Here is a 12,114-nt window from a genome sequence, read left to right on the forward strand (position 1 = left end):
CCGTTTTTGTTACTTTGTTGTTTCGATTGGGTGCTTGTCAAAGAATTCTTTTACATAGCTCATAAATTCTTTCGGTTCTTGGCGGAAGGGTGCGTGATACCCTTTTTCTATAATATGGAAGGTGCTGTTTTTTAAAAATTGATGATAAGACTCGCCTTCTTTCCATGACACACTACTGTCATTTCTCCCCCAAATAATTAAAGTTGGAAGTTTAATTTCACTAGCATTAATACGAAGACGTCTAGGCCACATTTTCATTTGGTTATAATGCTCCGTATCATCGCGCTTAAATTTCACTTTGCTTTCATCATAATCTGTAATAGAAGAAACAGTATGTAAATCATTTGATAACTGGGGTTTAGGGGAAGCGTTTTTATTCGTTAATGATATAGCGCCTGTAGCATCAGTTAAAATGAGATGAGTAACTGCAGCTGGATATAGATATGTTAAATTAAGAGAAATTTCTCCTCCCATGGAGTGACCAAGTACTGCAAATGTATCATAGCCTAATTTTTTCATTAACTTATAGTAAAGGTTGGCGTGATTTGGAAAAGAATAATAAAAATCCATCGGTTTGGATGAATGACCAAAGCCTAAAATATCAACAGAGATGATTGTATGATCTTTTGCTAAGTCTGAATAAATATCGCTAAAACCATTGGAAGATCCGCCAAACCCATGAAGCATGAGTAAAGGTGGTTTTTTATCCCCAATTTGTTTGAAATAAATAGTTTGTCCGTCTATTTCAACCATTTTTTCATCTGTACTTAGTTTTGTTGCAATTGTATTTTTTACTTGTTTCACTTTTTCTACTGGTTTTTCGGTAGCGTTGCAACTTACTAATAATGTGAGAGCAAGGCAACCAACCATACCATATTTTAGTCGTTTCAAATAGGTGTCCCCTTTCTAACATAACGCTGCATCCATCATAGCAAATAAATGGTCGCGATTTCCAGGTAGATGGCTTCCGTTTTTTATCATAAGCGGTGAAATAAGTGTTTCTTGAAATCCCTGCGATTCCATGTATGCTCGAAATGTAAATTGTGAGTGTGGAACATCAATACGGATTGTTCCATTCCAGCTTGTGCAAATAGACTGTAATAATTGAATTGCGTCTTCCTCATGCTTAGCGATAAGAGGGGTAATGCAAAGTGTAGCTCCTTTTTGTATACATAATGCAAAAGATTCTATCTTGTGTTTTCTTTCCATTTTAAACCCGAGTGTTGCCCTATCTATTAATATGGAATAGAGCCTTGGGCGACGTGCTCCTGTTACGGTTTGATCAAGATTAATGAGCGATTGAAGATCATATTGTCTAATTTTCTTCAAATAAGGGGAATTCATAGATGGATTGATAACAAATTTTTCAAAGCGATGGATTGTTGTAATTGTCGTGAATCCATATGTTTGGTACAAAGGTACGCCAGCATCGGTTGCAATGAGCATAACAGGAAGAGAAGGTGGTGCTTGTTGCACACCAATATTGAGTAGGGTACGACCGATTCCTTGTTTTTGGAAATTGGGGTGAACCATTAGCATACCGATAGAAGAAAATCCAGATTCGGAAGGGAACACTCCGCCAGTAGCAATTAGTTTTTCGTTATGTGTATAGCCAAATAAGCTTCCGATCGATAGGTACATTTCAAATTGTTTTTGCATAAACGATTTAGGTTGTAACCATCCAATAGCTTCGCAAAGAGAAATGAGCTGTGAAATATTAGATTCATTTAGTTTGTGTATTTGCATATTGAATCACCACACTTTTAATTTAGTAGAAATATTTTATCATGAAAAAATAAATATTCAGTTATAAATAGAGAGAATATAAAGTAATAATTTAAAGTTTTGAAAAATCTACACGAGTTTTTTTCTGTTTTGTAAAGGTGATAAAGCTCGATAATATAAGACAAAGATATACAAATCATAACGGAAATTTACATAACTTAACAAAATATTTACATAGAGCTAACTTTTCCTTAATAGTCTTCCTTTAAATTGGGTGTTGGGAACTTAATAACCTATTAGGGGGACATGACAAGTGAAAAAGTTTATGAAGAAGGCATGGCCATTTGCAGTAGTTACATCGTTAGCACTTACTTCGGTTGCAACGTGGAATATTACACGTTCGGATGTGATTAAAGCGGACGGGAAGGAAAATAACGCGAAAATTAAGAACGTAATTGTGTTAATTGGGGATGGTATGGGACCTTCATATATAACTGCTCATCGTTATATGAAAGACAATCCGAAAACGTTTGAAATGGAGTCAACAGAATTTGATAAGCATCTTGTTGGAACGCAAAAAACGTATGCGGAAGATGAACATCAAAATATTACAGATTCAGCTTCTGCGGCAACAGCGATGTCAGCAGGGGTTAAAACATATAATTCGGCAATTGCGGTTGATAATGACAAGACGGAAGTCAAAACCGTGCTCGAACAAGCGAAAGAACGAGGGAAATCAACAGGTTTAGTTGCAACTTCTGAAATTACACATGCAACACCAGCTGCTTTCGGTGCACATGATGTTAGCCGTAAAAATATGGATGCAATTGCAAATGATTACTTTGATGAGAAAATTAATGGGAAACATAAAGTAGATGTTCTTCTCGGCGGCGGTGTAAATAACTTTGTAAGAAAAGATCGTAACCTTACAGAAGAATTTAAGAAATCAGGGTTTAGTTATGTAACAGATCGTGAGCAATTATTAAATGATAAAAATGATCAAATTCTTGGTTTATTTGCACCAGGTGGTTTAGATAAAATGATTGATCGTAATGAAAAAACACCTTCGTTAGAAGAAATGACAAATGCGGCAATCAATCGTTTAAACAAAAACGATAAAGGTTTCTTCTTAATGGTAGAAGGTAGTCAAATTGACTGGGCTGGGCATGATAATGATGTTGTTGGTGCTATGAGTGAAATGGAAGACTTTGAAAAAGCATTTAAAGCAGCGATTGAATTTGCAAAAAAAGATAAACATACATTAGTTATTGCAACAGCTGACCATTCTACTGGTGGATTCTCTCTTGGTGCAAACGGTGAATATAACTTTAATGCAAATGCAATTAAAGCTGCGAAACGTACACCAGACTTTATGGCAAATGAAATTGCAAAAGGTGCAAATGTAGAAGAAACGTTGAAAAAATATATTGATTTACAATTAACACCAGAAGAAATCAAATCTGTAAATGATATTGCACCATCAAAAGATGTAACGAAAATTGATAATGCAATTGAAGAAATCTTCAATAAACGTTCATTTACAGGTTGGACAACAGGTGGACATACTGGTGAAGATGTGAACGTATATGCATTCGGACCAGGTAAATATCTATTCTCTGGCGTTCAAGAAAATACCAATTTAGCAAAACGTGTTTTCGATATTGTTGGTGGCGGTGACCCTAATAAAGGCAGACAATAGTTATAGAGTAAAGTGAGGTATTTCACCTTGCTTTTTCTTTTTGGGAGGAAGATGGAATGCAAAATTTCACTAAGAAAATAGGATTTGTCCTTATAGTTGGATTATTGTTAATAGGATGCCAATCTCATCAAGAAACACAGAAAAAAGAGACCACGGTGAAACAGGAACCAAAGATACAAATAACACCGGAAGATGAAAAAGAAGTTCAAAATGTGATTGAGGCGTTTGTTCAAACAACAAATGAAAAGGATTTTAATCAACATATGGCTCTGTTTTCGGACAAAATTGTTGGTGCTGAGGATTTACGTACACAAAAGGAAGCTGCGTTTCAAAAAGAAAGTAAGAAAATTGAGTTGAATCAGGTTCAAATCAAAGGTTCAAAAAGTAATTTTGTTATTGTGGAAACAGAAGAAAAAGAGATAGATAGTGGAAGCGCTCTTCAGAAAAAGGTGCAATATGCACTTGGAAAAGAAGATGAGCATTGGAAAATTGAAGAAGTCCGAACGATAGAAAAGAAATAAAAAGGTTCCCGTACGAGGGGAACCTTTTTATAATGGTAGTAAAATTTGACTTGAACATGCTTCAATTTCATCGATATCTTGGCGAATAGTTGCCATTTTATTATCAAGATCTTCAGCTTTCATGGCAGCATCATGAAGTTCATCTTTCAAGTAATCAGGAATATTCCCTTCATATTTATAATAGAGTTTATGCTCTAAACTTGCCCAAAAGTCCATTGCGAGTGTTCGTAATTGAATTTCTGCAAATACTTCTTTTGTACCAGAATTCAATGCTAGTGGATATTTAATAATCATATGCAAACTTTTATAGCCGTTTTGCTTTGGATTAGCGATGTAGTCCTTTATTTCTACAATTTCCATATCATCACGTTTTTCAATGACTTGTTTTAAGTGATAAATATCTTCTACAAAGCAACATGTGATTCGGATACCGATAATATCTTGCAAATGTGTTTGCGCATTTGCAATGGTTGGTGCTAAATTTTTACGTTCTAGTTTTTTAATAATGCTTTCAGGTTGTTTTAATCTTGTTTTTATATGTTCAAACGGGTTATAGTCCTCTAGAAATTGAGCTTCCCGGTTCATAATTTCGAATTTGGTCCGTAATTCTTCTAAAGCGAATGTATAAGGTAATACAAATGCTTTCCAATAGTTAACGGTTGATTGGTTATATTCCATCTATATACACACCTTTTCATATTTGCAAATAAGGTTGATTATTATACTAAATACCAAATCATATAAGCACATGCTGCAAATGATGAGATCATAAAACGGTATTTGGCTTTCATTTTGCTAACTCCTTTCTAAAGGGTTTTCATATATCAATAAATTAGATTGTTAGTAAATTGATTATGTACAATTCTAATAGTAATAGATTGATGTGAATTTCGTATGAACTAATTGTTTCAGTTTTTTGTCTTTTTAGAATGATTGTAAAAAAATGTGCTACTACGGCCATTAATATAGGATAAACTTCTTTTGAATGGAGTGGGGAATATATTTTTAATTGCACAATTGACAAAAGAAATAATAGCGTTTAATATATAAATCGTAATCATTACGTTTTATTTGTGATCTTTGAAGAAAAGGAGGCTTACATATGCGTGTAAACATTACATTAGCTTGTACAGAATGCGGTGATCGTAATTATATTACGAAGAAGAATAAACGAAATAATCCGGAACGTATTGAACTAAAAAAATATTGTCCACGATTAAAGCGAGTGACGTTGCATCGTGAAACGAAGTAAAGCAGCTAGAGAAATCTAGCTGTTTTTGCTTGGGATCAAGCAATCTTTTTGAGAAAGATGTTATGATGGAGAAAACTGGAAAAGGGGGGATAGGATGAATTCAAAAAATGAAGAGAGAAAGAAACAAGTCGCACATATTATTGGAATTCCAGATGAGTATCATCTTGTTATAGATGATCAAAAGACAGTAGATGATCCATTCCATGTATTATTTTGGGAACATCAAGATGATGCAGAGAAGAATATACGGATTTCCTTAAATAGACATACAGGCGAACTAATTGAATTAGATATCGATGATGAGGATTATTTCCAAGTTCAGGATGAAGGAATAAGTGAAGAAAAGGCGAAAGAAATTGCTCATTTGTTTGTAAGGAAACATATCCCAAAGGAATACGCGAATTATACATACGTGTATGTGCGAGATTGGTGCGGGGTGCCAGCGGTCCATTATTTACAAGAAGTAAATGGATATCCATTGCCGAATACAGAGTGTGTTGTCCGCGTTCATCCAACAGGCAATGTTATAGCATTTCAGCATTATCATGGATTGAAAGAAAAACCAGTATGGCCGGAGTCAATTGTAGATGAAAAAATTGTTTTGGAAGTGTTAAAAGGTAGGCAGAAGATGAGACTTATATTTGTGGAATTGCTGCCTAGTTTATACGAATATGATAGTGGGAAAGAAGCAAGTGGATACCGTCTTGTCTATGAGCCAGATCCGAGTGTAGCGTTTATTGATGCATGTACAGGGAAAGATTTACATGGGCCAGAACATTATCAATCACCACCTACAGTAGCGGTAAGTGTATCTGAAAGTAATGGTAAGCAAGAAACAGATATTTTTCGTTTACTTACTTTGGATGAGAACCAGTTTGTAAAAATATCTGAAGATGAATGTGAAAATGAAATACGAATGAAATTTGTTCCACGAGAAGAATTAGAAGGTGAACAGGAAGAGAATCAAACTTACTTAATGGATGATTTTTATAAAAAACATTCCCCTATGTTACGGTATGAGAATCCAGTGGTAATTGGAATTGATAAGGAGTCAGGTACATTGCTTCATTATTTTAATCTGGCCTTTGGGAGAGATGAAAAAGCAATATTGTCACGAGAACAATGTTTAGAGAAAGCACTCCAATTTTTAGAACAAGTCATTCCCAATGTGGCAGCGTATCTTCGTCTTTGGGATAACTATGAGGAAGAGGAAAGCCCAGGTAGGTTCTGCTTTGATGTGTATGTAAATGGTATTCCAGTTGATTGTTCATTGGTTATGATTAACATAGATACAGCGACAGGGCATGTTATAATGTATAGCGGGATATCTCAGAGTGTAGTAGAAGAGTTACGCACTTATGAAACAATTGCAAAGATAAGTAAAGAAGAAGTATTAGCAACATATAGAAATGCCCTTCGTGTTGAATTACAGTGGCATGAAAATAACGATACAGATATACCGAAATATGACTTAATTTATAAACAAACGACAACTGAGAACAGTGAAACGTATCATATTGATCATTTTATGAGACGAGAAATTCGCTATATCGATGCGCATACAGGAGAAGTAATTTGGAGTAAATAGGACAAGTGTTAAGGAATTCTTGTGGTTATGCCACAAGAATTTTTTTATGCGTTTCTATTCTTAAATGGGTACAGACACAAACAACCATCCGCCCACATACATATAGTAAAGACCACTATTTTGGCGGAGGTGAAGGAGTTGAGTCTATTCGCCGCAATTGGATACATGATTCGTGAAGTGTTTATATTTGTTTCTTATGTTAAAAATAATGCGTTTCCACAGCCATTGTCATCAGATGATGAAAAAAAATACTTAGAGTTAATGGAGCAAGGTGATGCTCACGCGAGAAATCTTTTAATTGAACATAATTTACGGCTTGTGGCTCATATTGTTAAGAAATTTGAAAACACAGGTGAAGATGCGGAAGATTTAATTTCCATTGGAACGATTGGGCTCATTAAAGCAATTGAGAGTTATTCAGCGGGGAAAGGGACGAAGCTAGCGACATATGCGGCTCGTTGTATTGAAAATGAAATTTTAATGCATTTGCGTGTACTGAAGAAAACAAAAAAAGATGTTTCACTTCATGATCCGATCGGACAGGACAAAGAAGGGAATGAAATATCACTTATCGATATTTTAAAATCTGAATCTGAAGATGTAATCGATATGATCCAGCTCAGCATGGAATTAGAAAAGATCAAGGAGTATATCGATATTTTAGATGAACGAGAGAAAGAAGTGATTGTAAAAAGATTCGGACTTGGTCTTGATAAGGAAAAAACGCAACGAGAAATTGCGAAAGCGTTAGGGATTTCAAGAAGTTACGTGTCACGGATTGAGAAGCGGGCACTGATGAAAATGTTTCATGAATTTGTTAGGGCGGAGAAGGAAAAGAAGGGAAAAGCATAAAGGTGCGTGATACGGCTGCAGTTCGAGTGCAGCCGTTTTTTTTGTTTGACGAAAAGCGAATAAAACAAGAAACTATAAGAAGAAATATACCGTTCACTGTTGAAAATGCGGAGTTCTATCTGTAATATTAGAAGGTGCTAGCGAATTTAAGGATGAAATAGTACCTATTCTTTCTTACATAGTGGATTTGCTTTGTAATAATTGAACATAAAAATCATTTTCAAGAATTTTACTGTATGATACAGAAAGAAAAGAAGGGAAAGCTAAACTTAATTGTTAGATTAAGAATTATTAGGAGGTTTCGCGGTTTGCGACGTACATTATATCGACTCATGATCGAACTTACAAACGGGCGTTTTACTTCTTATATATTACGTGAATTTGCACAGTCTCGCTTAAGTTCTATTATTATTTCATCTTATGCTAAAGTGTTTCAACTGAATCAGGATGAGATGGAAAAGGATTTAAAGGAGTACAAGACGCTGCATGAATTATTTACACGTAAATTGAAAGAAGGAAAACGAGAAATAGATGCAGCGGCATCAAGTATTGTTAGTCCAGTTGACGGGGTATTCGCTGATTATGGCCCTATTGAAGAAACGAAAATATTTCATATTAAAGGCAAGCGCTATTCGATTGTGGATATGCTAGGTAATGAAGAGCGAGCAAAGCGTTATGCTGGCGGTACATATATGGTTATTTATTTAAGTCCAAGCCATTATCATCGTATTCATAGCCCTCTCTCAGGTACTGTAACAGAACGATTTGTACTTGGAAGAAAATCATACCCAGTAAATGCAGCAGGGATGAAATATGGAAAAGAGCCGCTGTCAAAGAATTATCGTTCTATCACAGAGGTTGATAGTGAAGGACAACATATGGCACTTGTAAAAGTAGGAGCTATGTTTGTAAATAGTATTGAGTTACTTCATGAAAGAAATGCTGTTCAAAAAGGTGAAGAAATGGCATACTTTACTTTTGGTTCAACAGTCGTTTTACTGTTTGAAAAAGGAATGGTTGAAGTTGTTCCAACGTTAATGAGTGGTCAAGAACTTCGCCTTGGTGAAAAAATTGCAACTCGCTTATCTAATGGTAGCGGACAGTAAAAATTTTATCGCAAAATTGTGAGAGGACTAAGAAGTTAGATGAGCTTATGTGCTAGGTGAAAAGTTCCTATGGAGGAAAGCTTCATTTTATTTAAGGAGCCATCTTGAGGATGGCTCTTTTTACAGGTGAAGCAGCAATCTATATACTCAAGACGATTTGACAAGCTTGTCCTCTAACGATCGCCGGATAATTTCTTGCTTTATAAGTAAAATGAAGTCAGGATTTAATTTTAGTTCTTTTGCTTTATAATAAGACTCAGTGAGTAACTCAGTAGATAACTGTTCCATATGTTTCGTTTTCAAGGTGAGTCACCTCCGATAAAAAGGATAGGTTCTTTGTTGCATCTACTGTATCAAAAAAATATGATAGTCACAAACGGCTGGTTATCCACATATAGCCGTGGATAAAATGTGTGTTAATTGTTAATAAATTGAGAATTAACTGAAGTATTAATGTGGAAAATGTGCACAATGTTATCCACAAGTGGGCTATCGAAAAATGTTGTCGAAAAATTTTATGAAAACTCCTCAAAGAGGTGAAAGAGATTGAAATTGTTTTTACCAAATGAATACGTGAAAAACGTATATCATGTTCAACCAGAAGATTTAAAAAAACGCGGGATTAAAGGGATTATTACTGACTTAGATAATACTTTAATTGAATGGGATCGTCCGAATGCAACACCTAAGCTAGAGCAATGGTTTTTAAAAATGAAAGAGCAAGGCATTCAAGTAACGGTTGTTTCGAATAATAATGAGCAACGTGTAAAGGATTTTGCAGATCCACTGGGCATTCCGTTTATCCATAGCGCACGTAAGCCATTTGTTCGTGCTTTTAAGCGTGCGATACAAGAAATGAATTTAGCAGCTGATGAAGTAGTTGTTATTGGAGACCAATTGTTAACAGATGTACTGGGCGGAAATCGCGTTGGCCTATATACCATTTTAGTCGTACCAGTGGCTCAAACAGATGGATTAGTAACACGCTTTAATCGAAAGATTGAGCGAAGAATTATGAGAAATATGAAGAAAAAAGGTTTAATTAACTGGGAGGAATAAAGTTTGACTGAAACAATTAAATGTATTGGTTGCGGTGTAGAGATTCAAACAGAAAATAAAAATGAAGTCGGATATGCACCAACTTCATCTTTAGAGAAAGAACAAGTAATTTGTCAGCGATGTTTTCGCTTGAAACATTATAATGAAATTCAAGATGTGTCTTTAACAGACGATGATTTCCTTCGTATTCTAAATGGAATTGGGCAATCAGATGCGCTTGTTGTCAAAATTGTAGATATTTTTGATTTCAATGGTAGCTGGTTACCAGGTTTACATCGTTTTGTAGGGAACAATAAAGTATTGCTTGTTGGAAATAAAGCGGATTTAATTCCGAAGTCGGTAAAACACGATAAAGTGAAACATTGGATGCGCTATAGTGCGAAGCAACTTGGTTTAAAACCAGAAGATGTCTTTTTAATTAGTGCAGCAAAGGGACAAGGTATTCGTGAACTTGCGGAGGCAATTGAACAGTATCGCGGTGGTAAGGATGTATATGTTGTAGGATGTACGAACGTTGGTAAATCTACATTTATTAATCGTATGATTAAAGAATTTAGTGAAGAAACTGAGAATGTGATTACAACATCTCATTTCCCAGGAACAACACTTGATTTAATTGATATTCCATTAGATGAAACATCTTCTTTATATGATACACCAGGAATTATTAATCACCATCAAATGGCACATTACGTTGGGAAGCAAAGCTTAAAGCTTATTACACCTACGAAAGAGATCAAGCCGATGGTATTCCAATTAAACGAAGAACAAACATTATTCTTCGGTGGATTAGCACGTTTTGATTATGTGAGTGGTGGGCGTCGTGCGTTCACTTGTCATTTCTCAAATCGCCTAACAATTCATCGTACAAAGCTTGAAAAAGCTGATGAATTATATGAAAAACATGTTGGGGAATTATTAAATCCACCAACTCCAGAAGAACGAGAAAATATGCCTGAGTTTGTGAAATATGAATTTAACATTCGTGAAGCAAAAACAGATGTTGTATTCTCTGGACTGGGCTGGGTTACGGTGAACGAGCCAGGAGCGAAGATTATTGCTCATGTACCAAAAGGAGTTAGTGTTTCATTACGTAAATCTTTAATTTAATATGGAGAGGGATTTATGAAACAATTATATGGTGTAATCGGGAATCCAATAGGACATTCATTGTCACCGCTCATGCATAACGATGCATTTAAGAACTTAAATATAGATGCTCATTATCATGCGTTTCTTGTAGAAGAGGACACATTAGGGGAAGCGGTGACGGGTTTAAAAGCATTAGGAGTTTCAGGGTTTAATGTTACAACTCCGCACAAAGTTTCAATTATGAAATACTTAGATGAAATTGATCCGTTAGCGAAGCAAATTGGTGCTGTGAATACGGTCGTTCATAGAGATGGAAAACTAATTGGTTATAATACGGATGGAATTGGGTATGTTCGTTCCTTACAATCAATTAGTAAAGAACCACTTTATCAGAAACGTATTTTATTACTCGGTGCAGGCGGAGCGTGCCGCGCTATCTACTTTTCGCTTGCAGACGCCGGAGTAAAAGAAATTGATATTGCAAATCGAACTGTGGAAAAGGCAACTCAGCTTATCGCAGGATGTCAAGAGAAGATTACATCGCATGCTCTTTCGTTAGAGCAAGCAACTGAAGAACAAGGAAATTATGATATTATCATTCATACGACAACGATAGGAATGCATCCGCATGTCCAACATACACCGTTGCAAATTCGAACTTTGAAACAAGGAACGATTGTTTCGGATATTATTTATAATCCATTTGAGACAAAGCTTTTGCAAGATGCGAAAGCGAAAGGGGCCATCGTGCAAAATGGAATCGATATGTTTGTTTATCAAGGAGCACTTGCATTTGAAATGTGGACAGGATGTATGCCAAATATCGAAAGAATGAAACAACTAGTAATGAGAAAGCTTGGAGGCTAACTATATGTTAACAGGAAAACAAAAAAGATTTTTACGTGCAAAAGCACATCACTTAACACCGATTTTTCAAGTTGGAAAAGGCGGCGTGAATGAAAATATGGTAAAACAAATTGCAGATGCATTAGAAGCTCGTGAGTTATTTAAAGTGAGCGTATTACAAAACTGTGAATTCGACCGCCGCGAAGTTGCAGAAGAACTGGCTAAAGGTGCGAGAGCAGAAATCGTCCAAGTAATTGGAAGCACAATTGTTTTATATAAAGAATCAAGAGAAAATAAACAAATCAAACTTCCACAATAGTAATTTACTGTGCTTAGAGTGACGTAGGTCGTTTCCATAGTTTATGCTCGCTATG

Annotated in this window: 14 protein-coding genes; 10 read left to right on the forward strand and 4 right to left on the reverse strand. The window is 35.5% G+C overall.

What is annotated here, in order from left to right:
• Nucleotides 1-9: 9 nt before the first annotated feature.
• Both AC1M36_RS06385 and AC1M36_RS06390 read right to left on the reverse strand, forming a co-directional pair.
• On the reverse strand, nt 10-891 hold the full coding sequence (locus tag AC1M36_RS06385) for an alpha/beta fold hydrolase (RefSeq protein ID WP_336450167.1): 882 nt from the start codon (nt 889-891) through the stop codon (nt 10-12).
• Nucleotides 892-906: 15 nt separating this feature from the next.
• A complete protein-coding gene (locus AC1M36_RS06390) occupies nt 907-1,746 on the reverse strand; it encodes a GNAT family N-acetyltransferase (protein WP_336450166.1) in 840 nt (279 codons plus the stop codon).
• A 292-nt stretch (nt 1,747-2,038) separates the two neighbouring features.
• Between AC1M36_RS06390 and AC1M36_RS06395 the strand changes: the two genes are divergently transcribed.
• The gene (locus AC1M36_RS06395) at nt 2,039-3,424 is read left to right on the forward strand and encodes an alkaline phosphatase (protein WP_431613263.1); all 1,386 of its coding nucleotides are present in this window, start codon (nt 2,039-2,041) and stop codon (nt 3,422-3,424) included.
• A gap of 56 nt (nt 3,425-3,480) precedes the next feature.
• The gene (locus AC1M36_RS06400; protein WP_336450164.1) at nt 3,481-3,945 is read left to right on the forward strand and encodes a Cif family virulence factor; all 465 of its coding nucleotides are present in this window, start codon (nt 3,481-3,483) and stop codon (nt 3,943-3,945) included.
• A gap of 27 nt (nt 3,946-3,972) precedes the next feature.
• Here AC1M36_RS06400 and AC1M36_RS06405 read toward each other — a convergent pair whose 3' ends face one another.
• Complete coding sequence (locus tag AC1M36_RS06405; protein ID WP_336450163.1) at nt 3,973-4,623, reverse strand: GTP pyrophosphokinase; 651 nt, start codon at nt 4,621-4,623, stop codon at nt 3,973-3,975.
• A 424-nt stretch (nt 4,624-5,047) separates the two neighbouring features.
• On the opposite strand from AC1M36_RS06405, the gene rpmG reads away from it, so the two are divergent.
• The 4 genes from rpmG to AC1M36_RS06425 all read left to right on the forward strand — a co-directional run bounded on the left by rpmG (nt 5,048) and on the right by AC1M36_RS06425 (nt 8,743).
• Nucleotides 5,048-5,197: a 50S ribosomal protein L33 gene (gene rpmG / locus AC1M36_RS06410; protein WP_001265619.1), complete on the forward strand. Its 150-nt coding sequence runs from the start codon at nt 5,048-5,050 to the stop codon at nt 5,195-5,197.
• Between the two features lie 94 nt (nt 5,198-5,291).
• Nucleotides 5,292-6,785: a YcdB/YcdC domain-containing protein gene (locus tag AC1M36_RS06415; protein WP_431613264.1), complete on the forward strand. Its 1,494-nt coding sequence runs from the start codon at nt 5,292-5,294 to the stop codon at nt 6,783-6,785.
• A gap of 138 nt (nt 6,786-6,923) precedes the next feature.
• Nucleotides 6,924-7,637 carry an RNA polymerase sporulation sigma factor SigK gene (gene sigK, locus AC1M36_RS06420; protein ID WP_026589857.1) on the forward strand — a complete coding sequence of 238 codons (714 nt, stop codon included), beginning with the start codon at nt 6,924-6,926 and terminating at the stop codon, nt 7,635-7,637.
• A 308-nt stretch (nt 7,638-7,945) separates the two neighbouring features.
• Complete coding sequence (locus AC1M36_RS06425; RefSeq protein ID WP_479845661.1) at nt 7,946-8,743, forward strand: phosphatidylserine decarboxylase; 798 nt, start codon at nt 7,946-7,948, stop codon at nt 8,741-8,743.
• A 147-nt stretch (nt 8,744-8,890) separates the two neighbouring features.
• Here AC1M36_RS06425 and sda read toward each other — a convergent pair whose 3' ends face one another.
• Complete coding sequence (gene sda, locus AC1M36_RS06430; protein ID WP_000850094.1) at nt 8,891-9,046, reverse strand: sporulation histidine kinase inhibitor Sda; 156 nt, start codon at nt 9,044-9,046, stop codon at nt 8,891-8,893.
• A gap of 243 nt (nt 9,047-9,289) precedes the next feature.
• On the opposite strand from sda, the gene AC1M36_RS06435 reads away from it, so the two are divergent.
• Genes AC1M36_RS06435 through yhbY form a run of 4 tightly spaced genes read left to right on the forward strand, consistent with a single transcriptional unit; the run spans nt 9,290 to nt 12,059 of the window.
• A complete protein-coding gene (locus AC1M36_RS06435) occupies nt 9,290-9,802 on the forward strand; it encodes a YqeG family HAD IIIA-type phosphatase (protein ID WP_336450160.1) in 513 nt (170 codons plus the stop codon).
• 3 nt (nt 9,803-9,805) lie between these two features.
• Nucleotides 9,806-10,912: a ribosome biogenesis GTPase YqeH gene (yqeH, locus tag AC1M36_RS06440; RefSeq protein WP_336450159.1), complete on the forward strand. Its 1,107-nt coding sequence runs from the start codon at nt 9,806-9,808 to the stop codon at nt 10,910-10,912.
• Between the two features lie 15 nt (nt 10,913-10,927).
• Nucleotides 10,928-11,761, forward strand: coding sequence for a shikimate dehydrogenase (gene aroE / locus AC1M36_RS06445; protein ID WP_336450158.1), 834 nt, complete (start codon nt 10,928-10,930; stop codon nt 11,759-11,761).
• 4 nt (nt 11,762-11,765) lie between these two features.
• Entirely contained in the window at nt 11,766-12,059 is a 294-nt protein-coding gene (gene yhbY / locus AC1M36_RS06450; protein ID WP_000955222.1) for a ribosome assembly RNA-binding protein YhbY, read from the forward strand.
• Nucleotides 12,060-12,114: the final 55 nt, after the last annotated feature.

The sequence above is a fragment of the Bacillus sp. Medicinal_06 genome, assembly GCF_056711665.1.

Bases quoted from the DNA above. Each gene is read 5' to 3' on its own strand.
- AC1M36_RS06390 (WP_336450166.1), bottom strand. From the start codon at position 1,746: ATGCAAATACACAAACTAAATGAATCTAATATTTCACAGCTCATTTCT.
- AC1M36_RS06400 (WP_336450164.1), top strand. From the start codon at position 3,481: ATGCAAAATTTCACTAAGAAAATAGGATTTGTCCTTATAGTTGGATTA.
- AC1M36_RS06405 (WP_336450163.1), bottom strand. From the start codon at position 4,623: ATGGAATATAACCAATCAACCGTTAACTATTGGAAAGCATTTGTATTA.
- rpmG (WP_001265619.1), top strand. From the start codon at position 5,048: ATGCGTGTAAACATTACATTAGCTTGTACAGAATGCGGTGATCGTAAT.
- AC1M36_RS06415 (WP_431613264.1), top strand. From the start codon at position 5,292: ATGAATTCAAAAAATGAAGAGAGAAAGAAACAAGTCGCACATATTATT.
- aroE (WP_336450158.1), top strand. From the start codon at position 10,928: ATGAAACAATTATATGGTGTAATCGGGAATCCAATAGGACATTCATTG.
- yhbY (WP_000955222.1), top strand. From the start codon at position 11,766: ATGTTAACAGGAAAACAAAAAAGATTTTTACGTGCAAAAGCACATCAC.